This window comes from Escherichia sp. KTE172, from assembly GCF_000408845.1.
In the GTDB taxonomy this organism is placed as follows: Bacteria; Pseudomonadota; Gammaproteobacteria; order Enterobacterales; family Enterobacteriaceae; genus Escherichia; species Escherichia coli.
Genome location: NZ_KE137316.1, coordinates 3,827,694 through 3,852,062, shown reverse-complemented (window position 1 = coordinate 3,852,062; position 24,369 = coordinate 3,827,694). Strand labels below are relative to the sequence as shown.

Below are 24,369 nucleotides of genomic sequence, written 5' to 3'. Positions count from 1 at the left end.
CTGCATGCCGATAACATGTGACAGGTTACGGCACCAGAGCCAGCACCTCAGCTACCCACTGCTGGAAGCCTTTTACATTCAGATCCAATGCCACCTGTACATTGGCTGGTTTGCCCAGGCAACCGTCGATATCAACCACCGTCGTGCCTGAGGTAAATTCGCCTTGAGTTTCTACCGCGACAAAACACGGCTTGAGGGTGAATAAGTCCGGGCGCACCAGCCAGGCGATGGCGCAGAGATCGTGCATTCGCAGACCGCTTTGCATACTGCCGCTACGGTAGTGGCTAAACAGGGCGTGGAGCATTTTTCCGGTGCGATTCAACTCCGGCAAAGTAGCGAGATAGTCAGGGGTTAATATTGCCTGATTGGTGACATCCAGACCGCACATGACGATTTCGATGCCGCTACGGAAGACACAGGCAGCCGCTTCTGGATCGGCGGCGATATTAAACTCGGCATTTGGTGTACAGTTGCCGCGACCAGCAGAACCGCCCATGATCACCAGACGACGAATATACGGTTTACATTCCGGGCATTGTGAAAGTAACAGCGCAATATTGGTTAACGGGCCAATGGCCACCAGGGTAACAGGCTCTGGTGCACGCATCAGGGCATCACGAATCGCCAGAAACGCTGGTATCCCGAGTGGCTTTCGGTTGTGCTCAACAAAGTCGTAGCCAGCCATTCCCGATTCGCCGTGCACAGATGCTGCATCACGCGGTGCGCGTACCAGCGGCACAGCGGCTCCCTGGGCGAGCGGAATCTCCGCATTCCAGAAATGCAGCAGTTGCAGGGCGTTGCGGGTCGTTTTCTCAACCGAGACATTACCCGCGACGGTGGTCATCAGTTGCAGGTCGAGTTCGGGGGCAAAAATCGCGGCAGCAATGGCGACGGCATCGTCAATGCCGGGGTCAGTATCGAGGAAGATAGGTAAACGCATGTTTTCTCCATAAAAAATGCCGGTAACAAGACCGGCATTTTCGCATAACTTAGGCTGCTAATGACTTAATCGACTTCACGAATATCGACACGCAGCTCTTTCGGCACTTCGAAAACAATGTTTTCTTCACGGCCTTCCAGCGGAATGGCTTCACCACCACCCAGCTGCTGCAAACGTGCCACCACATTCTGCACCAGAATATCCGGAGCCGATGCGCCCGCAGTCACGCCGACGCATTTAACCTCTTTCACCCACTCTTCCTGGATATCTTTCGCATCGTCAATCAAAAACGCGCGTTTGCCCATCCGCTGGGCCAGCTCCGCCAGACGGTTGGAGTTGGAGGAGTTTTTCGAACCGACCACCAGCACAACTTCCGCCTGTTCTGCCAGGGCGCGTACCGCTTCCTGACGGTTAGTCGTGGCGTAGCAGATGTCATCTTTGCGCGGACCGACAATTTTCGGGAAGCGTTTACGCAGCGCGTCGATCACATCAGACGTGTCATCCACCGACAGAGTGGTTTGGGTCATAAAGGAGAGCTTCTCTTCGTTTTTGACCGTCAGTTTCCACACATCGTCTGGCGATTCGACCAGATACATTCCCCCTTCCGGGTTACTGTACTGGCCCATCGTACCTTCCACTTCCGGGTGCCCGGCGTGGCCGATGAGAATAGATTCTTCGCCACGGCGACTGGCGCGGGCGACTTCCATATGCACTTTGGTCACCAGCGGGCAGGTGGCGTCGAATACCGTTAAATCACGGCTTTTCGCTTCGTTACGTACCGCCTGAGAAACACCGTGTGCGGAGAAAATCAGGATCGCGCCGTCCGGCACTTCGCTAATCTGCTCAATAAAGATAGCCCCACGCTCGCGCAGGCTATCGACCACGTAGCGATTATGCACCACTTCGTGACGGACATATATCGGTGCGCCGTAAATGGCCAGCGCGTTTTCAACAATGCTGATAGCGCGGTCTACCCCGGCACAAAAACCACGCGGGTTGGCCAACAGGATCTGCATGTTACGCCTCCAGTGCCGGATCGATTTCCAGCACTTCAATATCAAAATGAACGGTCTGCCCGGCCAGCGGATGGTTGAAATCAACGGTAATGGAGTCGCCGTTAATTTCGCGGATCACGCCAGGCATCTCACTGCCATCCATTGCGGTAAAAAGCATGATTGCGCCAATTTCTGGCTCGCCTGCATCCATAAACTCACGGCGGGAGAAGTACTGAATCAGATCCGGTGACGGCACGCCAAACGCCGCATCTGGCTCCAGCGAGAAAGTGGTTTTATCGCCCACTTTCAGCCCCAGCAGGTGTTGCTCCAGCCCTTCGGAAAGAGAAGCATCGCCCAGGCGGAATAGCGCCGGTTTACCGTTGTTGCGGGTAGACTCGGCGGTGGTGCCATCGTCGAGTTTTAGCGTGAAGTGCACCAGGACGGCGCTATTGCTCTGTACAGATTCAGACATGCAGGTTTGCTCTTATTTTTGAGGATTTTTGCCGGATGCGGCCTACGATTTCGTAGCAATCTGTAGGCCGCATCCGGCAGGGTTTATTATTGTTTTTTCGCTTTAGAAGGTAAAAACCCTTCCAGCACGATCAGTGCCGCACCGACACAAATGGCAGTATCGGCAAGGTTGAAGGTGGCGAAGTGCCAGTCGCCGACGTAGAAGTCGATCATATCGACAACGAAGCCGTGCCACAGGCGGTCGAACAGGTTGCCCAGCGCGCCGCCAATAATCAGCGCGTAAGCGATATTGTTTAGCTTCTGCGTGGCCTTCGAGCGATACATCATCACTGCCAGGATCACGCTAATACCAATCGCAATACCGGCAAAGAACCAACGCTGCCAGCCGCCGCTATCGGCAAGGAAACTAAACGCCGCGCCATAGTTACGCGCATAATGCAGATTAAGCGACGGGAACAGCGGGACCGTATCCCCCAGAGCAAAGTTCTGGAGGATCAGGTACTTGCTGCCCAGATCGATAATCAGCACGACTACCACCAGCCACAGCCAGCGTAGCCCTGTTGAACAGATCGATTGACTCATCAGGCAAACTTACGTTTTTCACCGTCACCGGCGACGTTGCTGACACAGCGGCCGCAGATTTCTGCGTGTTCCGCTACCTTGCCGACATCCTGGGTGTAGTGCCAGCAGCGTGGGCACTTCTCACCTTCGGCTTTACTCAACGCGACTTTCAGCCCTTTGAGTACTTCGCTCTGCTGGGCATCAGCAGGTGCGTCGTTATAGTCTGCAACGGTAGCGCCGGAGGTCAACAGGACAAATCGTAATTCATCGCCCAGCGCGGTCAGTTTCGCCGCCAGTTCCGGTTCTGCGAACAAGGTCACTGCCGCTTCCAGCGAGCCACCCACTTTCTTGTCGGCACGCGCTTGCTCAATGACTTTGTTCACTTCGCCACGCACTTTCAACAGCTCGTCCCAGAACGCATCGTTCATCGCTTCACTGTCTGCCAGACCAAACAGGCCTTCGTACCACTCGCCGGTGAAGACGTATTTTTCACGTTCACCCGGCAGGTAGCCCCACACTTCATCAGCGGTGAAGGAGAGGATTGGTGCCATCCAGCGCACCAGCGCTTCCGCGATGTGATACAGCGCTGTCTGGCAGCTACGACGCGCCACACTGTCCGCTTTGGCGGTGTACTGACGGTCTTTGATGATGTCGAGGTAGAAGGAACCCATCTCAACGGAGCAGAAGCGCATCAGACGCTGTACCACTTCGTGGAAATCGTATGCTTCGTACGCCTTGAGGATGTCTTCCTGTGCCGCTTTCGCACAACCTACGGCCCAGCGATCCAGTACCACCATCTCTTCCGGTTTCACCATATCTTTTGCCGGATCAAAACCGTTCAGGTTTGCCAGCAGGAAGCGCGCGGTGTTACGGATACGACGATAGCTGTCGGCAGCACGTTTCAGGATCTCGTCAGAAACGGCCATTTCACCGGTGTAGTCAGTTGATGCCACCCACAGACGCAGAATATCCGCGCCCAGTTTGTTCATCACATCCTGCGGCGAAACGGTGTTGCCGATGGATTTAGACATCTTGCGGCCCTGACCATCCACGGTAAAGCCGTGGGTCAGTACCTGACGATACGGTGCTTTGCCCTTCATCGCGGTAGAGATCATCAGAGAGGACATGAACCAGCCACGGTGCTGGTCTGAACCTTCCAGATACATGTCCGCAGCGTGACCGGCAAATTCCGGACGCACGTCAACAACGGAAGAGTGGGTAGATCCGGAGTCAAACCATACATCCAGCGTATCCGGCACTTTCACGTACTGATCAGCTTCGTCGCCGAGGAGCTCTTTCGCATCGAGATCCCACCACGCCTGGATGCCGTCAACTTCAACGCGTTTAGCCACTTCTTCCATCAGTTCGAGGGTACGCGGATGCAGCTCTTCCGTGTCTTTATGCACGAACAGTGACATCGGTACGCCCCAGGTGCGCTGACGGGAGATACACCAGTCAGGACGGTTAGCAACCATCGACTCGATACGCGCCTGGCCCCAGTCCGGGATCCACTGCACGCCTTTGATCTCTTTCAGTGACTGCGCACGCAGACCTTTCTGATCCATGCTGACGAACCACTGCGGCGTCGCGCGGAAGATGATCGGCGTTTTGTGACGCCAGCAGCACGGATAGCTGTGCTGCATTTTCTCAACGTGCAACAGCGCGCCTTTTTCCTGCAGCAGCGCAACAACGATGTCGTTCGCTTTGAAAACGTTCACGCCATCCAGCGTCGGGTAAGTACCCGGCAGATAAGTGCCGTCCGGGCCAACCGGGTTAGCGGTTTCCAGGCCGTATTTCTGACCGATCACATAGTCGTCCGGGCCGTGGCCAGGCGCGGTGTGAACGGCACCGGTACCGGCATCCAGGGTAACGTGATCGCCGAGGATTGCCGGAACGTCGAAGCCCATAAACGGATGGGTAAAGCGCAGCAGCTCAAGCTCCGCACCTTTTACCGTGCCGAGAATGGTGTAATCGGTCACGCCGATACGCTGCATTACGCTTTCAACCAGATCTTTCGCCAGAATCACGGCCTGACCGTCGATCTGCACCAGCGCATAGTCGAAATCAGGTGCAATAGAGATTGCGCGGTTCGCAGGCAGAGTCCACGGCGTGGTGGTCCAGATCACCAGCGAGATTGGGCCGTTAACGTTGCTTACGGCAAATTTTGCTTTCAGTGCATCCTGATCGACCGCCTGGAAAGCAACGTCGATGGACGGAGAAGTTTTGTCGTAATACTCAACTTCCGCTTCCGCCAGCGCAGAACGGCAGTCAACGCACCAGTGTACCGGCTTCGCGCCTTTGTGCAGGTGACCGTTGCCGATGATTTTGCCCAGCGCGCGGATGATATTGGCTTCAGTTTTGAAATCCATGGTCAGGTACGGGTGGGACCAGTCACCCAGCACGCCCAGACGGATAAAGTCTTTGCGCTGACCGTCAACCTGGGTCGCAGCGTATTCGCGGCACTTGGCGCGGAACTCAGCGGCGGTGAATTTCTCACCCGGCTTACCGTATTCTTGCTCTACTTTCAGCTCGATCGGCAGACCGTGGCAGTCCCAGCCAGGCACATACGGCGAGTCATAACCGGAAAGCCCTTTGGACTTCACGATAATGTCTTTCAGAATCTTGTTAACCGAGTGACCAATATGAATGCTGCCATTCGCATAAGGAGGGCCATCATGCAGAATGAAGGTTTTTTTGCCTTTTTTAGCCGCACGGATGATGCCGTACAGATCATCATCAGTCCAACGCGCCAGCATTCCCGGTTCGCGCTTGGCGAGATCGCCACGCATCGGGAACCCTGTTTCCGGCAAATTCAGGGTTGATTTATAGTCACTCATCAGATTCTCGGTTCCGTGTTTCGGTTTGATTACATAACAGGCTTAAGCCGGTTTTGTTAGCCCAAAAAATTCGCGGGCGGTTAATTCATCACGCGCAATCTGCGCTTTCAGTTCGTCCAGCGACGCAAATCGCTGCTCATTGCGTATTTTTTTACGCAGCACTACTTGTATATGGCGACCGTAAAGGTCCATTGCAACATCTAACAAATGCACTTCCAGCTGCTGGCGAATACCGGCAACCGTTGGGCGTGTTCCGATGTTTGCCACGCCGGGTAACGGCTTTTCACCGAGGCCCAGCACTTCTACCGCATAAACCCCTTTCACCGGGGAAACCTGACGGCGCAGCGGTACATTCGCCGTCGGGAAACCTATAGTGCGCCCTAATTCATCACCGTGGACTACACGCCCGGAGATGGCAAACGGGTGCCCCAGTAAACTTTCTGCCAGAGCCAGATTGTCATCCGCAAGGGCCTGACGCACGGCGGTGCTGCTGATACGCACGCCACCTTCGCAAAAAGTTTGCGTACTGGTGATATCGAAGCCGTATTCCATGCCAGCTTTCTGTAATAACAAGAAATCGCCTTCACGACCAGCGCCAAAGCGGAAATCATCCCCTACAGCAAGAAATTTTACGCGCAAATGCTTCACCAGAAGATCGCTGATGAAATTTTGCGCGGTTAACGCCGCGAAACGCCTGTCGAAACGTACGCACAGCACGTAATCAACGCCACACTCTGCAAGGTAACGTAGTTTTTCCCGCAGCCGGGTCAGTCGTGCCGGGGCTTTATCGGTTGCAAACAGTTCCAGTGGTTGAGGTTCAAAAAGCATCACCATCACCGGTAAGTTGCGCTTGCGCCCTTCTTCCTGCAAGCCCTGTAACAGCGCGCGATGACCGCGATGCACGCCGTCGAAATTACCAATAGTCAGCACACACCCTTCTTGCGGGGCCTGGCTGAGATTATGTATGCCGCGTATCAGCTTCATGTCTGGCTCAAAACAGTGAAAATCGTCCGAGTATACCTTGTACAGCGGTCAAGGTTAACCGGCGATTGAGTACCGAAATCAGAAAGAAGTGGCTTTTCATTGCCATGGCGCAAATCACGGGAAGAAACTGACCACCTGCTGCAATTTTTATCGCGGAAAAGCTGTATTCACACCCCGCAAGCTGGTAGAATCCTGCGCCATCACTACGTAACGAGTGCCGGCACATTAACGGCGCTTATTTGCACAAATCCATTGACAAAAGAAGGCTAAAAGGGCATATTCCTCGGCCTTTGAATTGTCCATATAGAACACATTTGGGAGTTGGACCTTGGCTAATATCAAATCAGCTAAGAAGCGCGCCATTCAGTCTGAAAAGGCTCGTAAGCACAACGCAAGCCGTCGCTCTATGATGCGTACTTTCATCAAGAAAGTATACGCAGCTATCGAAGCTGGCGACAAAGCTGCTGCACAGAAAGCATTTAACGAAATGCAACCGATCGTGGACCGTCAGGCTGCTAAAGGTCTGATCCACAAAAACAAAGCTGCACGTCATAAGGCTAACCTGACTGCACAGATCAACAAGCTGGCTTAATCGCCAATTTGCTGAAGCTTTGTGAAAAAGCCCGCGCAAGCGGGTTTTTTTATACCTGCTGCTTTGTGATGTGTTAGAAAACACACTGCCGGTTGCCAGATAGTCAAAAGATGCTGGTTCTTGCAGACATGCAGTTACACTCTCTGAACTCTTCGTGACTTAAAAATCGTAGAATCATCGGTTGATACATTCTGAATAAGAATATCTACTCAATCTTCAGACTCCCCCTACACAGAATGTGGAGATTGTGATACACATTGAGGTATTAAACTTAAGACCACTCTATTTTTGAATTAAATTCCTATACACTTTAACCATTCATAAATATCTCCTTATTAGACCTTGTAAATTATTAACAGCAATCAACACAGGTTATCTACCTATTTATATTGTACTTCTTAAAATTAATGAGCGATTTTTGATAGTCCTCACATTCACTCATAAATTAAATTAATAAAAATTCATCAACTTCAAGGACTGATAATGACAGATGGTATCTCAACTTCGCCACATTGTCTTTATAAATCAAATATAGCAGATGATGTAATAATAAATAAAACAAGACAAAATGAGTTAGTAAAAGTGTTTTGCGAGTATAAAACAGAGTTCTTAATTTTGTTTGATGACTTTTTTAGAAGCCAGGATTTGCCTAAACCATCTCCAGTCCTTCATCATTTTTTTCAATACACTCATCTAAGAGATGCGCATTTTTATAGATGTAAACTCATAGAACATACAGTTCAATTTTCTTTTTTTAAACACAAAGAAATCACATTACTTAGATTGGATGTTTTTGATGACAGAACAAGCGAATGTCTTTCTGAAGAAATTAAGATATATCAAGAATGCTATGAAAAATTCGTTAAGTTTTTAAAGGCAAACTTCAACCAAGAAATATACCCACAGCTATATACTCCTGAAATATTTTATGAGGCCTGCAGAAACCTCCAGTCATTTTATGATCATCAGGAGACGTCACAAAACGCTAATTACAGTGCAATAGACAAGAAAAAAAGTTATTTTAATAAGGAAATCAAAAATCTAATTAAAAAGAATATTTATCCTGAGCTATACAATGAACAATGCTTGAAAATCCCCGCCTCATCGACAGATGATAACCAGGAAATAACATGGCGGAATTTTAAAACTAGCAATGCGGCATATTCACAACTATGTGAAAAATTATCTTTATTTAAAAGCGTGCCCAGTCGGTTAATAGAAAAATCAGCTTACTGCTCAATTGAAAACATGATCACCAATAAATTTGATGTTGTCTTTTCTTTCTGCGGAGATGATATAAAGGAATTTATACTTTTATTACCCTATAATAAATCACTGGAGATGTATGAACTTAACGAGCAAAAGATCCAGTATTTGACTACCCCTAATATTAATATAAATAAACTATTGCTATCAAATATAACAATAGAAAAGAGCAACCTTTCATATGGGTATTATTTTGGTTGTGTATTATCCAATATATCATGTTTTGAAAGCGACTTATCAAACACCATCTTTTCAAATGGAGAAATAAATAATCTCTTCATTAAAAAAAGCAACATATTTGGAACATCGTTCACTAATACCAGGATAAAAAATTTGCGCTGTGAAGATATTATGCCTGGTCGATGGAACACTCAACTTGTCAATAAGCACTTAGGTTACAGATACACAGGAGTATTCAAAACCCTGGCAAGTATTGATGACAAACCGTCCCGTTTCGAAATTTTGATACCATTGATACAAACTTTAGTTCGCGACAATGTAAAGCTAAATAATGATGTGTATAAAGAACTTAATAATTTTATGCTCGATTACGACAAAACATCCTCAGAAATGAGAAAATACCTTAAAAGCATCAACGAGTGTATGTTCCTTATGAAAAACATAGTTCATCAAGATTAAAACACTCCCAAAAGAAGTAATTTCAGAATGAAATTATCTGTGATGATTATTAATTCACTGCAGAGAAACAAAAAATAATCTGAAGCATGATCTTAAACATCCCACTCTGTCACTCTAATGATGGCACCTTGCTCTTCTTATAAAGAAGGGAATAATTAAGAATATTAAATTTTCAAAGTTTCATCAACTTCACATCAAGAAATTAAAAAATTTAAACATTAATCTAAATAATAACAACCTGATCACATAATCGGGTTTGACAACGAGTGACCTTCCATACCAGTTAATTAAGGATGATTTATGAAAAAGTATATTATTCCCTTCGTTGCGACAACGTTGATGTTTAGCGCAACAACCTTCGCCAAGGATGTCGATCAAGGAACGCTAACCATTAGAGGAGAAGTTGTTGATACAACGTGTTACTTTGTTAATGGTGATTCGACAACAGATATCGTTGTCGAAGATGTTGTAACCAGTGCAATGAATCAACTTATCAATAATGAAATCTATACTTTAAAAACCGGTTCAACCTCTCATGACTTAGAAATTCAGTGTGACGGCAATACAGCCCCAAGTATCGAAGTGCTAGCATCAGAGTTTGATGCTAATAACTTTACGCTGAATAAAGGAACTGCTGAGAACATTGGCTTTGCCATTTTCCTCGATGATGGAACTTTGACCAGAATGAGACCGGGGTTAAAAACACCGCTGAAAGATAATGGCTCTGGTCAATATTTTCTTAATTTAAGTGCACAATATGCCCGCACAAGTGGCAATCCTGTTACAAAAGGCTCCGTAGAGTCAACCGTAACGATTAAAATCAGTGCAGATTAACGTTTTTTGCCGGTAGCTCTGCTACCGGTATTATTTACGGAGTGATTACGTGAGAATAATAACAGCATTACTGATGTCATTTTTTATTTTACCTGTTCATGCCGGTGTGGTCATCTATGGTACGCGCATTATTTATCCGGAAAAAAACAGAGAAGTTCTCGTACAGTTAATGAATCAAAGTAAAAATGCCTCTTTGATTCAGGCATGGATCGATGATGGGAACACCACTATCGCGCCAGAAAAAATTCAGGTCCCATTTATTCTCACACCGCCAGTAAGTCGTGTAGCAGGTGGTTCTGGCCAACAACTTAAAATAAGAAAAATGCCAAACAATTTGCCTCACAATAAAGAAAGTTTATTTTATCTAAATGTTCTGGATATCCCTCCAAACAACCCACAAAATGCAGGAAAAAACAAAATTAAACTTGCATTGCAAAACCGTATAAAGTTACTTTGGCGTCCAAGCGGAATAGCTCCGGTAGATAAAAAAAGCCTTTCTCAATTAAATATCAAAAAGAAAAATAACGCCATCTCAATAAACAACGAAACAGCCAACTGGATAACGGTTACAACTATCAAAGCACAAAACGTGAAAGTTAATAATGAAAGTATCTTACTGCCTCCATTTTCGAATAACGACATTACATTAAAAAATAACCACGCATCAGAATATGAACTAACGGTAGTTGATGATTACGGGAATAACATCCATAGTAAAATCGCCGCACGATAACAGGAAAAAGTCATGTTAAGGACGACACGATGGGTCGCTGCTATTATTTTTTTGTATTCTTTTCCGGGTTATGCTGAAGAAACTTTTGATACACACTTTATGATCGGCGGCATGAGAGGAGAAAAAGTTTCCGAATATCGTTTCGATAATAAACAACCTCTTCCGGGAAACTACGAACTTGATGTTTATGTAAACCACCAGTGGCGTGGGAAACAAGATATCACGATCCCAGAGTCACCAGCCAAACCATGTCTGCCTAAGGTGCTACTAACCACACTGGGGGTAAAGACCGATAATCTCAATACAGAAGATAATTGTATTTTACTGGATGAAGCGGTTCATGGTGGACAATATCAGTGGGATATCAGTGAACACCGACTAAATTTAACGATCCCACAGGCGTATATCAATGAACTTGAAAGAGGTTACGTTCCCCCGGAAAGTTGGGATCGCGGCATTGATGCTTTTTATACCTCCTATAATTTAAGTCAGTATCGCTCTTATGACAGCAATAATAACAGTAATACAGCCAGTTATGGCCGGTTCAACAGCGGATTAAATTTATTTAGTTGGCAGTTACACTCTGATGCCAGTTATAGCAAACCTGATGATATGAAAGGCAAATGGCAAAGTAATACTCTTTACCTGGAACGTGGCTGGTCGCAAATATTAAGCACAGTTCAGATAGGAGAAAATTACACATCCTCACTCATATTCGACTCTCTGCGATTTAGCGGAATACGCTTATTTCGCGATATGCAAATGCTACCTGATTCTATGCAAAGCTTTACACCTTTAGTACAAGGTGTTGCGCAAAGTAACGCCTTGATAACGGTTTCGCAAAATGGCTATACCATTTACCAAAAAGAGGTTCCCCCAGGACCATTTACTATCGCAGATTTGCAACTTTCGGGCAGCGGCTCTGATCTCGATGTCAGCATTAAGGAAGCAGATGGTAGTGTTCGTTCCTTTTTGGTGCCCTACTCTTCCGTGCCCAATATGCTGCAACCTGGTGTTTCAAATTTCGATTTTATCGCCGGACGCAGTCAGATATATGGTGTCAAGAATCAGGAGGACTTTCTCGAGGCAAATTATATATATGGCCTCAACAATCTTTTGACACTTTATGGCGGTACGATTTTATCCGATAACTATAATGCTATAACTCTGGGAAATGGTTGGAATACACCGCTGGGAGCAATCTCTTTTGATGCTACCCGATCGAGTAGTAAGTTAAATAATGATACCAGACACGAAGGTACGAGCTATCAGGTCGCCTATAATAAATATCTATTGCAAACGGCTACTCACTTTAGCGTGGCCGCCTGGCGTTATGCTTCGCAGGATTACAGGACATTCAGCGACCATCTTTACGAAAATGATAAAATAAATCATCAGAGTGATGATGACGATTTTTATGATATTGGCAGAAAAAATAGCCTTTCTGCCAATATCATGCAACCTTTATCCAATAATCTGGGAAATGTATCATTAAGTGCACTTTGGCGGAATTACTGGGGGCGAAGTGGAAATGCTAAAGATTACCAATTCAGTTATTCCAATAGCTGGCAACGCATCAGTTATACTTTCTCTGCCAGCCAATCCTATGATGAAAACGACAAAGAAGAGGAGCGTTTTAATCTGTTTATCTCCATTCCTTTCTACTGGGGGGATGATATTGCCAAAACACGTCACCAAATTAACTTATCGAATTCGACCTCATTTTCCAAAGATGGCTATTCCTCCAACAATACTGGAATTACTGGCATAGCCGGTGAACATGATCAGTTAAATTATGGTATATATGTTAATCAGCAACAACAAAATAATGATACCTCGCTTGGTACGAATTTAAGCTGGAGAACTCCCATCGCCACAATAGATGGCAGCTATAGCCATTCTAAAAACGCCTGGCAAAGTGGTGGAAGTATTAGTAGTGGATTAGTTGTCTGGCCCGGTGGTATTAATATAACTAACCAGTTATCCGATACATTTGCAATTCTGGATGCGCCTGGGTTAGAAGGCGCGCATATTAATGGACAAAAATACAACCGAACAAACAGCAAAGGCCAGGTTGTTTACGACCTGATGATACCTCATCGTGAAAACCATCTGGTACTTGATATAGCAAACAGTGAAAGTGAAACAGAATTGCAGGGCAATCGTCAAATTATTGCGCCTTACCGTGGAGCAGTTTCTTATGTGCAGTTTACAACTGACCAACGTAAGCCCTGGTATATACAGGCACTGCGTCCCGATGGTTCGCCATTAACCTTTGGCTATGACGTACTGGATCTCCAGGAAAACAATATTGGAGTCGTTGGCCAGGGTAGTCGCCTTTTTATTCGCGTAGATGAAATTCCCACTGGCATCAAAGTTGCTCTCAATGATGAACAGAACTTATTCTGTACTATTACTTTTCAACACGTTATCGATGAAAACAAAACATATATATGCCAGTAAAAGGAGTTTACTATGAAGTGGCTTTTATTAATCACCTTGAGTCTATATTCTTTTATTGTGCAAAGTGCTCCCTGTGCAGTGACCAATGTCGGTGAACAACGTGGAACATATATACTCAAGCCACTGAGTATGAAAGGTAATCTAACTGCCGAGAAAATTGAAAACCCCGGGAATATCATTGAGTGTGCAGACTTGCAAGAGACGACCAACGCCATTAAAGTTCATTTTTTAACACAGAACGCTTTAAGGTTTAAAGTCGGAAGTCGTCATTACATTATTAATTTCCCCTTTGAATCTGACGGTAAAAAAATAGAGCTTCCAGGGAAGTTATCTTATAATTTAGAAGAAATGCTATCTGCGATAAATTTCACCATTCCATATTCTATCGCATCTGTATCAGATAGTTCTGACACCGCAGATATTTTTCCAGGAACTCCTTTTCCTTTGCTGTTCGAAATTGAAGTGAGTTCATGCACAGGGAATAATACTAATTGTAATAGCGTCCGCTTTAATTTTAATTTAAATACTATTTTACAGGTAAATTTAATGACCTGTGGTTTTGAAGATCAATCCATCGACACTGGACGATTTGTACTGTCTCGTATCAATAATGAAAATTATCAGTTTCATCATATAAGATTTGACTGTATCCAGGGTGAGCAAGGTGAATTAGTTTTTGAACCCAGTGATGTTGAATATTACTTTGAGCCAGTGACGATACAGGAGTCAGGAACCAGCATATTAAAAAATGATTTAGAAAACAGTGAGGACGGTGCGGGTCAAATAGGCTTTCAACTCTCCAATGATGGTACGAATGAAATCCAGTATGGTAAAAGCAATTACTACTCTTTTCAGCATCCCCATGAAGGAAGTAATCAGATTCCTCTATTTATTCGCCCGCGTACATATGGAAACAATGTCTCAAGCGGGCAAATAATGAGCCGAGTCAAAATCGTGGTAATGTACAACTAATCTATCTCCCCCACCTTAACTTTGGGGGAGCTGCCGATTAACGTGCCGCTGGGCTAAAAAGCGCAGAATAATCCGTATTGCAGATTCGCTGTACCGCCGGGTGCTGAATCATCCGCTCAGCAAAAATAGCATGGTACTCTTCCATCACATTTTCGACGCGACCAATTTCTACGACAGTTTTATCGGCATAAAAGTCATATGCATAAAGCGTTGGGGCAACGAAGATTGCATTGTGCATCGCACCAAAAGCTTTCATCAACGCGGCATCATCAAACTCGCCGAGGATTTCTACGTTTAATCCCTGGGAGTTAAACCAGTTAAGCAATTTGCGCCCTAACATTGAACGTCGCCCAGGAATCAAAAGCCGCCGTTCTTCCAGACAAGCCGGGAACGGTTTTTCCGGTGGTGGATTTGTACACCAGAAACTCACGCCACATTCGCCAATTCTCACGGAGAACAGACCTTCCTGCTGCGTAGAATCTATCGGACAGTCGGAAATGATCATATCCAGTTTATGCTGACTTAATTGCTCCAGCAGCATTTCGTGGGTGGATTCGAAGCAGCGAAGATGAATCGGCTCGCCTTCTACCACTGCGGCGTTAAGTACGCTACTGACCAGGCGTTTAGAAAGTGCATCAGCCACGCCAACGTCAAACAATAAATTGGATTCTTTGCGATAGTTCACGATATCCAGCATTTCCTGGCTTAAGGTGAACATTTTATCGGCATAGCGATAGACCAGCTCTCCCAGCTCGCTGGGCTCGAGGCCACGTCCCTTGCGCTTAAATAATTTGCCTTGCAGGCGCTCTTCCAGCGCCCGAATCTGTCCGGTAATGGTTTGTGGTGTTAAATAAAGCGCCTCCGCTGCGCCAACCACGGAACCTTCTTTATAGACATGCCAGAAGTAATACAAGTGGTTGTAATTGATATGAGACATGCTCATTTCTCTCCCTGATAACAATGAAAAGGGAGCCGTTTATGGCTCCCCGGTAAACCGTCCTGTCAAACTGATGGACGCAAACGAACGCGTAACCAGCTGTATCCAATTACCGCCGAAGAGATAGAACCGACCAGGATACCGAGTTTCGCCCAGTTAATCAGTTCTGGATCTACGCTACCAAAGGCCAGGCTGGCAATAAAGATAGACATAGTAAAACCGATACCGCACAGGATCCCCACCGCCATAATTTGCTGATAAGTCGTTCCCTCAGGCAGATGCGCCAATTTCAAACGCAGCGCCAACCAGCAGAACAGACTAATCCCCAGCGGTTTGCCAATCAGCAAGCCAGCGATGATCCCCAATGGCAGAATGGAGGTCAAGCCATCCAGCGTGACGCCTTGCAGTGAAACGCCAGCATTAGCAAATGCAAACAGCGGTAAAATCAGATACGCCACCCACGGGTGCAACACATGCTCCAGTCGCTTCGCTGGAGAACGCCCATGCTTCTCTTTCAAAGGAATAAAGAAGCCGACAATTACCCCCGCCAGGGTTGCGTGAACCCCCGATTTCAACACCGCAGTCCACAACACCACGCCAACCAGAATATAGACGCCCGTGCGGCGTACACCACACAGATTCAATACCGCGAGTACCGCAATTGCTACAGCCGCGACACCAAGAGAGGCCATCGATAAGTCATTAGTGTAGAACAATGCGATGATAATGATGGCCCCAAGATCGTCGATAATAGCCAGAGCCATCAAAAAGATCTTCAGCGCTAACGGAACACGACTTCCCAACAGCGCCAGCACACCAAGTGCAAAGGCAATGTCAGTAGCCGCCGGGATCGCCCACCCTTCGCGGGTAATCGGATCGGCATAGTTAAAGGCCAGATAGAGCAATGCCGGCACAATCATCCCACCAATAGCGGCGATAACTGGAAATGCGGCCTGGCGTAAGCTGGCTAGCGATCCTTGCATCAGTTCACGTTTAACTTCCAAACCGACTAACAGGAAAAATACCGCCATCAGCGCGTCATTTATCCATAACAGCATGTTTTTGTTGATTTCGAGTGAACCAACCCGGAGCTGAACCGGCGTCTCCAGAAAGTCGTGATACCATCCACTGGTTGCGCCGCTATTGGCCATAATCATCGCCAGGATAGCGGCAATGATAAGAATAATGCCTCCCGAGGCATCACTGCTAAAGAATCGATGCAGATGTTTCACTTTTTATTTCTCTTTCAGGTGAATAGATCGTTTTTACTATTTTACCCCGCACGAATCATCGTTAAAATCAGATTATAGTGTAGGAATAATTCGTTTTTTACGAACCATTGAAGGATTTGCGTCATCAGTGATGAGATGAGTTTTTGACGGCTGTAAGCGCTGACGTGTGACCCTAAGCCCTGATAATCATAGCTTAAGGTCAGGATTTCTGAGGGATTAATTAGGAAAAGTAATAATTAATTTGTTGTCAGTCTGCGATGTTTGTTAGGCCAATATTTCAAAAATAATCCAGTTTGTCGACAATAATTGCGATGAAGAGATAAATTAAAGTTAAATAATTAAATCATTAAAAAATTACGCCATAAAAATGCGAGGCGTCTTCAGGATTAGAATCGATAAAACAGAATGGGTTAAAGAGAGCGATATAATAGCGGCGGGTGCTTGAGGCTGTCTGTCTCAGGCATTAGCTGAACGGCAGATAGAGAAAAGCCCCGAGTGATATTTTACCATCAACCCGAGGCCCCCTATATGCTGAACACATGTAGAGTGCCTCTTACTGACCGTAAGGTCAAGGAGAAGAGAGCAATGAAGCAGCATAAGGCGATGATTGTCGCCCTGATCGTCATCTGTATCACCGCCGTAGTGGCGGCGCTGGTAACGAGAAAAGACCTCTGTGAGGTTCACATCCGAACTGGCCAGACGGAGGTTGCTGTTTTCACGGCTTACGAATCCGAGTAAGAGCAACGGCGGGGAGTGATCCCCGCCACTTTACAGGTGCTCGCATATCTTCAACGCACCCTATTTTTACCCAAGCCTGCCCACGGGCAGGCTTTTGGGGAGGTTAGCGAGTCAGGTCGTCGAAAAACTTCTTCACACCATCAAAGAAGCTCTTTGAACGCGGGCTGTTGTGCTCGCCGGTTGGGCCACCGAAGCTTTCCTGCAGCTCTTGCAGCAGCTGTTTCTGCTTCTCGTTCAGACCTACCGGTGTTTCGACGACAACGCGGCACAGCAAATCACCCTGTGCGCCACCGCGGACAGACTTGACGCCTTTACCGCGCATACGGAACAGCTTACCGGTCTGGGTTTCGCCAGGCACTTTCAGTTTGACGCGACCATCAAGGGTCGGTACTTCGATTTCGCCACCCAGCGCCGCCATAGCGAAGTTGATCGGGACTTCGCAATAGAGGTTGTTGCCTTCACGCTCGAAAATCGGGTGCTGTTTAACCTGAACCTGAACGTACAGATCGCCTGCCGGTGCGCCATGCTCGCCCGCTTCACCTTCGCCCGCAAGACGGATGCGGTCTCCAGTGTCCACCCCTGCCGGGATTTTAACGGACAGCGTTTTGCTGCGCTCAACACGACCATGACCATGACATTTGTTGCACGGATCTTTGATCAGCGTACCCCGGCCCTGACAGTGTGGACAGGTCTGCTGCACGGCAAAGAAACCCTGGCGCATCTGCACCTGACCAGAACCATGACAGGTCGGACAGGTCTGCGGCTGTGTACCTGGTTTTGCACCGCTACCGTGGCAAACGTCACACTCTTCCAGAGTCGGAATGCGGATCTCTTTGGTCACGCCACGTACAGCTTCTTCTAGGGTGAGCTCCATGTTATAGCGTAAATCAGCACCGCGCGCCGCACGTTGACGACCACGTCCGCCGCCAAAAATATCGCCGAAAACGTCACCAAAAATATCGCTGAAGTCTGCGCCGCCGCCAAAACCGCCGCCGCCCATGCCGCCTTGCTCAAACGCAGCATGACCATACTGATCGTATGCCGCACGTTTTTGCGAGTCGGTCAGAACTTCATAAGCTTCCTTGATCTCTTTAAATTTCGCCTCGGCCTCTTTGTCACCCTGGTTACGGTCCGGGTGGTATTTCATGGCCAGGCGTTTGTAGGCCTTTTTGATTTCACGCTCTTCCGCTGTTTTGGAAACGCCTAAAATCTCGTAATAATCTTGCTTAGCCATCTTTTTTAAATTGCCCCTAGATGAATGCACGGGCGGAGAGGAAATACCCCTTCGCCCGTGTCAGTATAATTACCCGTTTATAGGGCGATTATTTTTTGTCTTTGACTTCTTCAAATTCAGCGTCGACAACATCGTCATCTTTCGCGTTGTTTGCAGAAGCATCAGCACCGGCAGTCTGCTGCTGGGCATGTTGCTGCTGGGCGATTTCCATCAGTTTCTGGGAAACCTGTGCCAGTTCCTGCATTTTCGCTTCGATAGCGGCTTTGTCTTCACCTTTCAGAGCAGTTTCCAGTGCAGTCAGTGCAGACTCGATAGCAGTTTTGTCGTCAGCCGGCAGTTTGTCGCCTGCTTCTTCAACCTGCTTACGGGTGCTGTGCAGCAGATGGTCGCCCTGGTTGCGAGTCTGTACCAGCTCTTCAAACTTACGGTCAGCTTCGGCGTTAGCTTCTGCGTCGCGTACCATTTTCTGGATTTCATCTTCGTTCAGACCAGAAGAAGCCTTGATGGTGATCTTCTGCTCTTTACCGCTGTTTTTATCTTTCGCGGAAACGTGCAGGATACCGTCAGCATCGATATCGAAGGTAACTTCGATCTGCGGCATGCCGCGCGGTGCCGGGTTGATACCATCCAGGTTGAACTGACCCAGAGATTTGTTATCAGCTGCACGTTTACGTTCACCCTGCAGCACATGGATGGTTACCGCAGACTGGTTGTCTTCAGCGGTAGAGAACACCTGGCTGTGCTTGGTCGGGATAGTGGTGTTTTTCGCGATCAGCGTCGTCATCACACCGCCCATGGTTTCGATACCCAGAGACAGCGGGGTAACGTCCAGCAGCAGTACGTCTTTTACGTCACCAGTCAGAACACCACCCTGAACAGCAGCACCGATTGCTACAGCTTCGTCCGGGTTAACGTCTTTACGCGGCTCTTTACCAAAGAACTCAGCAACTTTCTTCTGAACCATTGGCATACGAGTCTGACCACCAACGAGGATAACGTCGTCGATATCAGATACGGACAGGCCAGCGTCCTGCAGTGCAACTTTCAGCGGCTCAATGGAACGGTTTACCAGATCTTCAACCAGGCTTTCCAGTTTCGCACGAGTCACTTTGATGTTCATGTGTTTCGGACCGGTCGCGTCTGCAGTGATGTACGGCAGGTTAACGTCGGTCTGCTGAGCGGAAGACAGCTCAATTTTCGCTTTTTCTGCCGCTTCTTTCAGGCGCTGCATTGCCAGCGGATCGTTGCGCAGGTCAATGCCCTGATCTTTCTTGAATTCTTCAACCAGGTAGTTGATCAGACGGCTGTCGAAGTCTTCACCACCCAGATGGGTATCACCGTTGGTTGCCAGAACTTCGAAGGTTTTTTCGCCGTCAACTTCGTCGATTTCGATAATAGAAATATCGAAAGTACCACCACCCAGGTCATAAACCGCGATAGTACGGTTGCCAGTACCTTTGTCCAGACCGTAAGCCAGCGCAGCTGCGGTCGGTTCGTTGATGATACGTTTTACTTCCAGACCAGCGATACGGCCTGCGTCTTTGGTTGCCTGACGCTGAGCATCGTTAAAGTATGCCGGTACGGTGATAACAGCTTCAGTTACCGGTTCACCCAGGTAATCTTCAGCGGTTTTCTTCATTTTTTTCAGCACTTCAGCAGAGATCTGCGGCGGTGCCATTTTCTGGCCTTTAACTTCGACCCATGCGTCGCCGTTATCAGCAGCAATAATTTTGAACGGCATGATGGAAACATCACGCTGTACTTCTTCGTCCTGGAAGCGGCGGCCAATCAGGCGTTTAATCGCAAACAGGGTATTTTGCGGGTTCGTCACTGCCTGACGTTTAGCCGGCTGACCAACCAGAGTTTCACCATCCTGGGTATAGGCAATGATAGAAGGCGTGGTGCGATCGCCTTCGGCGTTCTCCAGTACACGAGGAGTGGTGCCATCCATAATCGCTACACAAGAGTTGGTAGTACCCAGGTCGATACCAATTATTTTACCCATCTAAACGTCTCCACTATATATTCGGTCATCATGTGGTTGTGAGTCTGTAATAGGGGCGAAACGTCTGGTTTCAACTGCCCAATTTCATTTTTTTGCAGACTCACTCACTGCGGTTGACTACTAAATGGGGTCGTAACCCACGTCATCAAGGGGGAGATGCAAAAATTTTTTGTGCTTTTGCGCAGAAATTTCGCGATATGCCAGAACAAGACATGAAACTGACAGCAATTTTATTCATATAGAGAATGAATAGCAGCCAAGACATTCATAGAAAAATTGTAATAAAAAGAAAATATTACGTACCTGAATCTTCTCTTTATCAGCAGTAAACTAGTGGGTATTCATCCCCTACCTCTCCCCACTAAGAGAATCCTTATGAAATCCGTTTTTACGCTTTCCGCCAGCCTGGCGATTAGCCTGATGCTGTGCTGCACGGCGCAGGCAAACGACCATAAAATCCTCGGCGTCATTGCAATGCCACGTAACGAAACCAACGATCTGGCGCTGAAACTTCCTGTTTGCCGAATTGTTAAACGCATACAACTCTCAGCCGACCATGGCGATTTGCAGTTAAGCGGTGCATCGGTTTATTTCAAAGCCGCCCGTAGCGCCAGTCAGAGCCTGAATATTCCTTCAGAAATAAAAGAAGGGCAAACCACTGACTGGATCAACATTAACAGCGATAACGACAATAAACGCTGCGTCTCAAAAATCACCTTTTCCGGCCATACGGTGAACTCATCGGATATGGCCACGCTGAAAATTATCGGCGACGACTAACGCCAGAATATAGAAGCCACAAAAAATGAATGTTAATTACCTGAATGATTCAGATCTGGATTTTCTCCAGCATTGTAGTGAGGAACAATTGGCAAATTTCGCCCGGCTGCTCACCCATAATGAAAAAGGCAAAACTCGCCTCTCCAGCGTACTGATGCGCAACGAACTGTTTAAATCGATGGAAGGACATCCCGAGCAACACCGCCGCAACTGGCAGCTGATTGCCGGAGAATTACAACATTTTGGTGGCGATAGTATCGCCAACAAACTGCGCGGACACGGTAAATTGTATCGGGCCATTTTGCTCGATGTTTCAAAACGATTGAAGCTGAAAGCCGACAAAGAGATGTCTACGTTTGAAATTGAGCAACAGTTACTGGAACAATTTCTGCGTAATACCTGGAAGAAAATGGACGAGGAACATAAGCAGGAGTTTCTGCACGCGGTCGATGCCAGGGTGAATGAGCTGGAAGAGCTGCTGCCGCTGCTGATGAAAGACAAATTATTGGCAAAAGGCGTGTCGCATTTGCTTTCCAGCCAATTGACCCGCATTTTACGCACCCACGCAGCAATGAGCGTACTTGGGCATGGTTTGCTTCGCGGCGCGGGGCTGGGAGGCCCTGTAGGCGCGGCACTAAATGGGGTTAAAGCGGTCAGCGGCAGCGCCTATCGCGTGACGATTCCAGCCGTACTGCAAATCGCCTGCCTGCGCCGGATGGTTAGTGCCACTCAGGTCTGATACCAGAAACCGGGGAAAATTTTCATTTTCCCCTCAAAAGATCGTAGACACTGCCCCACTGGCTGATTATTATGCCGCGCCCTGAAAACACTACAGTTATTCAGGGAAATTATTTCACCATTCATTCGATGATGATTTTTGAGGAATTATGGGCAACACTAAGTTGGCTAATCCGGCACCGCTGGGCCTGATGGGCTTCGGCATGACCACCATTCTGCTTAACCTGCACAACGTGGGTTATTTCGCTCTTGACGGTATTATTCTTGCCATGGGCATTTTCTACGGCGGCATCGCGCAAATTTTTGCTGGTCTGCTGGAGTACAAAAAAGGCAACACTTTCGGTTTAACCGCATTCACCTCTTACGGTTCTTTCTGGCTGACGCTGGTTGCGATTCTGCTGATGCCGAAACTGGGTCTGACCGATGCGCCAAATGCACAGTTCCTTGGTGTCTACCTGGGTCTGTGGGGCGTATTTACGCTGTTTATGTTCTTCGGCACGCTGAAAGGCGCACGCGTTCTGCAATTCGTTTTCTTTAGCCTGACCGTGCTGTTTGCCCTGCTGGCGATCGGTAACATTGCCGGTAACGCCGCAATCATCCACTTTGCCGGCTGGATTGGTCTGATCTGCGGTGCCAGCGCAATCTATCTGGCGATGGGTGAAGTGCTGAACGAGCAGTTTGGTCGCACCGTTCTGCCGATTGGTGAATCGCACTAATTGTTTTGAGATCCCCCCGCTCGGGGGGATTTTTTTATTCGCTAACTTCGCGTCTTGCACTCTTCGGTCTGAATGCAGCAACCACTTCCGGTGCCGTTTCAACGTATGGCCCTTCCAGCAACTGAATGCAGTACGGTACGCTGGCAAAAATACCGTGCACCACAACGTTACCCTCAGCGTCCTTTACACCTTCCAGCGTCTCTTTAATCGACTTCGGCTGACCGGGTAAGTTAAGGATCAGCGCCTGTTTGCGAATCACACCCACCTGACGCGAAAGGATCGCAGTTGGTACAAAATGCAGGCTGATCTGGCGCATCTGTTCACCAAAGCCTGGCATCTCGCGGTCCGCTACTGCCAGCGTCGCATCGGGCGTTACGTCACGACGCGCCGGGCCAGTTCCGCCCGTGGTGAGCACCAGATGGCAACTCATTTCATCCACCAGCTCACACAACGTTTGCTCGATGATCGCCTGCTCGTCGGGGATTAAGCGGGTTTCCAGTTCAAACGGCGTGGTTAGCGCCGATGTCAGCCATTCTTCCAACGCAGGGATGCCTTTATCCTGATAAACGCCGCTGGATGCGCGATCAGAGATGGAAACTAAGCCAATACGTAAAGTATTCATCAAGATTTTTCCGTTTAAACAGTCTCGTTAAACAGAATGATACACTGCGAAGGGAGTGACAGACAGGCTTCAGAAGAGGTAGCGTGACCGACTTCCCGGTCACGCTAAGAATGATTACAGCAGATCGCCGATCATTTTTTCCAGTTTTTCTTGGTCAACAGCAAACTTACGGATACCTTCCGCCAGTTTATCTACTGCCATTGGATCCTGGTTGTGCTGCCACAGGAACTCGGACTCAGTGATACGCGCCGGACGCGCTTTCACTTCGCCGGTGTAAGACAGTTTACGTTCGATAGCCCCTTCGCTCTCAGCCAGCTCTTTCAGCAGTGCCGGAGCGATGGTCAGACGGTCGCAACCTGCCAGTTCCAGAATTTCGCCGATGTTACGGAAGCTTGCGCCCATAACCACGGTTTCATAACCGTGCTCTTTGTAGTACTGGTAGATTTCAGATACAGAAACCACGCCCGGATCTTCTGCCGGAGCGTACTCTTTCTTGTCGGTATTCGCTTTGTACCAGTCAAGAATACGGCCAACAAATGGCGAGATCAGGAACACGCCCGCTTCCGCACAAGCACGAGCCTGAGCGAAGGAGAACAGCAGTGTCAGGTTACAGTTAATACCTTCTTTTTCCAGCTGTTCTGCAGCACGGATACCCTGCCAGGTAGAAGCCAGTTTGATCAGAATACGATCGTTGCTAATCCCTGCATCGTTGTAGAGTTTGATCAGGCGTTTTGCTTTCGCAATTGACGCTTCGGTGTCATAGGAAAGACGCGCATCAACTTCAGTTGAGATACGGCCCGGAACCAGTTTCAGGATTTCCAGACCAATATTTACTGCCAGTTTGTCGGTCGCGTCCACGATCTGCTGCGCGCGATCGTTGCTCTGCTGTTTCGCCCAGGCGACAGCATCATCAATCAACTTACGGTATTCCGGAATCTGCGCTGCGTTAAGAATGAGAGAAGGGTTGGTTGTGGCATCCTGCGGTTGATACAGCTTCATTGCCGCGATGTCCCCAGTGTCGGCCACTACGGTGGTGTACTGACGAAGGGAGGTCAATTTGTCCGTCATGATAGTATTTCT

Annotated in this window: 23 protein-coding genes; 10 read left to right on the top strand and 13 right to left on the bottom strand. The window is 47.8% G+C overall.

The window, feature by feature from the left end; all coding sequences use genetic code 11:
- Positions 1–25 precede the first annotated feature (25 nt).
- From rihC to G434_RS0125925, 7 genes are all read right to left on the bottom strand, one after another.
- Positions 26–940 (bottom strand): ribonucleoside hydrolase RihC, encoded by a 915-nt coding sequence (rihC, locus tag G434_RS05950; RefSeq protein WP_001239137.1) that lies wholly within the window; start codon positions 938–940, stop codon positions 26–28.
- Positions 941–1,005: 65 nt separating this feature from the next.
- Positions 1,006–1,956 carry a 4-hydroxy-3-methylbut-2-enyl diphosphate reductase gene (ispH, locus tag G434_RS05955; RefSeq protein ID WP_001166395.1) on the bottom strand — a complete coding sequence of 317 codons (951 nt, stop codon included), beginning with the start codon at positions 1,954–1,956 and terminating at the stop codon, positions 1,006–1,008.
- 1 nt (position 1,957) lies between these two features.
- Positions 1,958–2,407, bottom strand: a complete 450-nt coding sequence (gene fkpB / locus G434_RS05960) for an FKBP-type peptidyl-prolyl cis-trans isomerase (protein WP_000004655.1) — start codon at positions 2,405–2,407, stop codon at positions 1,958–1,960.
- An 86-nt stretch (positions 2,408–2,493) separates the two neighbouring features.
- Positions 2,494–2,988, bottom strand: coding sequence for a signal peptidase II (gene lspA / locus G434_RS05965; RefSeq protein ID WP_000083369.1), 495 nt, complete (start codon positions 2,986–2,988; stop codon positions 2,494–2,496).
- Positions 2,988–5,804: an isoleucine--tRNA ligase gene (gene ileS / locus G434_RS05970; protein WP_001286869.1), complete on the bottom strand. Its 2,817-nt coding sequence runs from the start codon at positions 5,802–5,804 to the stop codon at positions 2,988–2,990. The genes lspA and ileS overlap by 1 nt, the downstream gene beginning before the upstream one ends.
- 42 nt (positions 5,805–5,846) lie before the next feature.
- On the bottom strand, positions 5,847–6,788 hold the full coding sequence (ribF, locus tag G434_RS05975; RefSeq protein WP_000767329.1) for a bifunctional riboflavin kinase/FAD synthetase: 942 nt from the start codon (positions 6,786–6,788) through the stop codon (positions 5,847–5,849).
- 7 nt (positions 6,789–6,795) lie between these two features.
- Positions 6,796–7,014 carry a DUF2575 family protein gene (locus tag G434_RS0125925; RefSeq protein WP_001300728.1) on the bottom strand — a complete coding sequence of 73 codons (219 nt, stop codon included), beginning with the start codon at positions 7,012–7,014 and terminating at the stop codon, positions 6,796–6,798.
- Between the two features lie 102 nt (positions 7,015–7,116).
- Here G434_RS0125925 and rpsT point away from each other — a divergent pair, with 102 nt between their 5' ends.
- The 6 genes from rpsT to G434_RS06005 all read left to right on the top strand — a co-directional run bounded on the left by rpsT (position 7,117) and on the right by G434_RS06005 (position 14,287).
- A complete protein-coding gene (gene rpsT, locus G434_RS05980; RefSeq protein WP_001274021.1) occupies positions 7,117–7,380 on the top strand; it encodes a 30S ribosomal protein S20 in 264 nt (87 codons plus the stop codon).
- 483 nt (positions 7,381–7,863) lie between these two features.
- A complete protein-coding gene (espX1, locus tag G434_RS05985; RefSeq protein WP_000129324.1) occupies positions 7,864–9,285 on the top strand; it encodes a type III secretion system effector EspX1 in 1,422 nt (473 codons plus the stop codon).
- A gap of 300 nt (positions 9,286–9,585) precedes the next feature.
- A complete protein-coding gene (locus tag G434_RS05990; RefSeq protein ID WP_000759929.1) occupies positions 9,586–10,119 on the top strand; it encodes a fimbrial protein in 534 nt (177 codons plus the stop codon).
- A gap of 49 nt (positions 10,120–10,168) precedes the next feature.
- The gene (locus tag G434_RS05995) at positions 10,169–10,852 is read left to right on the top strand and encodes a fimbria/pilus periplasmic chaperone (RefSeq protein ID WP_001306194.1); all 684 of its coding nucleotides are present in this window, start codon (positions 10,169–10,171) and stop codon (positions 10,850–10,852) included.
- Positions 10,853–10,864: 12 nt separating this feature from the next.
- Complete coding sequence (locus G434_RS06000) at positions 10,865–13,315, top strand: fimbrial biogenesis outer membrane usher protein (protein WP_000946605.1); 2,451 nt, start codon at positions 10,865–10,867, stop codon at positions 13,313–13,315.
- 12 nt (positions 13,316–13,327) lie between these two features.
- The gene (locus tag G434_RS06005; protein ID WP_000871674.1) at positions 13,328–14,287 is read left to right on the top strand and encodes a hypothetical protein; all 960 of its coding nucleotides are present in this window, start codon (positions 13,328–13,330) and stop codon (positions 14,285–14,287) included.
- A gap of 37 nt (positions 14,288–14,324) precedes the next feature.
- Here G434_RS06005 and nhaR read toward each other — a convergent pair whose 3' ends face one another.
- Together nhaR and nhaA are read right to left on the bottom strand one after the other, a co-directional pair.
- Complete coding sequence (gene nhaR, locus G434_RS06010) at positions 14,325–15,224, bottom strand: transcriptional activator NhaR (RefSeq protein WP_001300855.1); 900 nt, start codon at positions 15,222–15,224, stop codon at positions 14,325–14,327.
- Between the two features lie 65 nt (positions 15,225–15,289).
- Entirely contained in the window at positions 15,290–16,456 is a 1,167-nt protein-coding gene (gene nhaA / locus G434_RS06015; RefSeq protein WP_000681360.1) for a Na+/H+ antiporter NhaA, read from the bottom strand.
- A gap of 585 nt (positions 16,457–17,041) precedes the next feature.
- On the opposite strand from nhaA, the gene mokC reads away from it, so the two are divergent.
- The gene (mokC, locus tag G434_RS0125920) at positions 17,042–17,194 is read left to right on the top strand and encodes a type I toxin-antitoxin system toxin MokC (protein WP_000809168.1); all 153 of its coding nucleotides are present in this window, start codon (positions 17,042–17,044) and stop codon (positions 17,192–17,194) included.
- 103 nt (positions 17,195–17,297) lie between these two features.
- Here mokC and dnaJ read toward each other — a convergent pair whose 3' ends face one another.
- The gene (gene dnaJ, locus G434_RS06020; RefSeq protein WP_001118464.1) at positions 17,298–18,428 is read right to left on the bottom strand and encodes a molecular chaperone DnaJ; all 1,131 of its coding nucleotides are present in this window, start codon (positions 18,426–18,428) and stop codon (positions 17,298–17,300) included.
- Between the two features lie 88 nt (positions 18,429–18,516).
- Positions 18,517–20,433 carry a molecular chaperone DnaK gene (gene dnaK / locus G434_RS06025; protein WP_000516135.1) on the bottom strand — a complete coding sequence of 639 codons (1,917 nt, stop codon included), beginning with the start codon at positions 20,431–20,433 and terminating at the stop codon, positions 18,517–18,519.
- A gap of 375 nt (positions 20,434–20,808) precedes the next feature.
- Between dnaK and G434_RS06030 the strand changes: the two genes are divergently transcribed.
- From G434_RS06030 to satP, 3 genes are all read left to right on the top strand, one after another.
- Positions 20,809–21,213, top strand: a complete 405-nt coding sequence (locus tag G434_RS06030) for a DUF2541 family protein (protein WP_000843584.1) — start codon at positions 20,809–20,811, stop codon at positions 21,211–21,213.
- 25 nt (positions 21,214–21,238) lie between these two features.
- Positions 21,239–21,952 (top strand): acidic protein MsyB, encoded by a 714-nt coding sequence (gene msyB / locus G434_RS06035; RefSeq protein ID WP_001102367.1) that lies wholly within the window; start codon positions 21,239–21,241, stop codon positions 21,950–21,952.
- 148 nt (positions 21,953–22,100) lie between these two features.
- The gene (satP, locus tag G434_RS06040; RefSeq protein WP_000528538.1) at positions 22,101–22,667 is read left to right on the top strand and encodes an acetate uptake transporter; all 567 of its coding nucleotides are present in this window, start codon (positions 22,101–22,103) and stop codon (positions 22,665–22,667) included.
- A 34-nt stretch (positions 22,668–22,701) separates the two neighbouring features.
- Here the strand turns inward: satP and mog are convergent, their stop codons facing one another.
- Together mog and tal are read right to left on the bottom strand one after the other, a co-directional pair.
- Positions 22,702–23,289 (bottom strand): molybdopterin adenylyltransferase, encoded by a 588-nt coding sequence (mog, locus tag G434_RS06045; protein WP_001094685.1) that lies wholly within the window; start codon positions 23,287–23,289, stop codon positions 22,702–22,704.
- A gap of 114 nt (positions 23,290–23,403) precedes the next feature.
- Entirely contained in the window at positions 23,404–24,357 is a 954-nt protein-coding gene (gene tal / locus G434_RS06050; RefSeq protein ID WP_000130187.1) for a transaldolase, read from the bottom strand.
- Between the last annotated feature and the right edge of the window lie 12 nt (positions 24,358–24,369).

Coding starts and splice junctions, on each gene's coding strand:
- rihC (WP_001239137.1), bottom strand. CDS start 940: ATGCGTTTACCTATCTTCCTCGATACTGACCCCGGCATTGACGATGCC.
- ispH (WP_001166395.1), bottom strand. CDS start 1,956: ATGCAGATCCTGTTGGCCAACCCGCGTGGTTTTTGTGCCGGGGTAGAC.
- fkpB (WP_000004655.1), bottom strand. CDS start 2,407: ATGTCTGAATCTGTACAGAGCAATAGCGCCGTCCTGGTGCACTTCACG.
- lspA (WP_000083369.1), bottom strand. CDS start 2,988: ATGAGTCAATCGATCTGTTCAACAGGGCTACGCTGGCTGTGGCTGGTG.
- ileS (WP_001286869.1), bottom strand. CDS start 5,804: ATGAGTGACTATAAATCAACCCTGAATTTGCCGGAAACAGGGTTCCCG.
- ribF (WP_000767329.1), bottom strand. CDS start 6,788: ATGAAGCTGATACGCGGCATACATAATCTCAGCCAGGCCCCGCAAGAA.
- G434_RS0125925 (WP_001300728.1), bottom strand. CDS start 7,014: ATGTGCCGGCACTCGTTACGTAGTGATGGCGCAGGATTCTACCAGCTT.
- espX1 (WP_000129324.1), top strand. CDS start 7,864: ATGACAGATGGTATCTCAACTTCGCCACATTGTCTTTATAAATCAAAT.
- G434_RS05990 (WP_000759929.1), top strand. CDS start 9,586: ATGAAAAAGTATATTATTCCCTTCGTTGCGACAACGTTGATGTTTAGC.
- G434_RS06000 (WP_000946605.1), top strand. CDS start 10,865: ATGTTAAGGACGACACGATGGGTCGCTGCTATTATTTTTTTGTATTCT.
- G434_RS06005 (WP_000871674.1), top strand. CDS start 13,328: ATGAAGTGGCTTTTATTAATCACCTTGAGTCTATATTCTTTTATTGTG.
- nhaR (WP_001300855.1), bottom strand. CDS start 15,224: ATGTCTCATATCAATTACAACCACTTGTATTACTTCTGGCATGTCTAT.
- mokC (WP_000809168.1), top strand. CDS start 17,042: ATGAAGCAGCATAAGGCGATGATTGTCGCCCTGATCGTCATCTGTATC.
- dnaJ (WP_001118464.1), bottom strand. CDS start 18,428: ATGGCTAAGCAAGATTATTACGAGATTTTAGGCGTTTCCAAAACAGCG.
- dnaK (WP_000516135.1), bottom strand. CDS start 20,433: ATGGGTAAAATAATTGGTATCGACCTGGGTACTACCAACTCTTGTGTA.
- G434_RS06030 (WP_000843584.1), top strand. CDS start 20,809: ATGAAATCCGTTTTTACGCTTTCCGCCAGCCTGGCGATTAGCCTGATG.
- msyB (WP_001102367.1), top strand. CDS start 21,239: ATGAATGTTAATTACCTGAATGATTCAGATCTGGATTTTCTCCAGCAT.
- satP (WP_000528538.1), top strand. CDS start 22,101: ATGGGCAACACTAAGTTGGCTAATCCGGCACCGCTGGGCCTGATGGGC.
- mog (WP_001094685.1), bottom strand. CDS start 23,289: ATGAATACTTTACGTATTGGCTTAGTTTCCATCTCTGATCGCGCATCC.
- tal (WP_000130187.1), bottom strand. CDS start 24,357: ATGACGGACAAATTGACCTCCCTTCGTCAGTACACCACCGTAGTGGCC.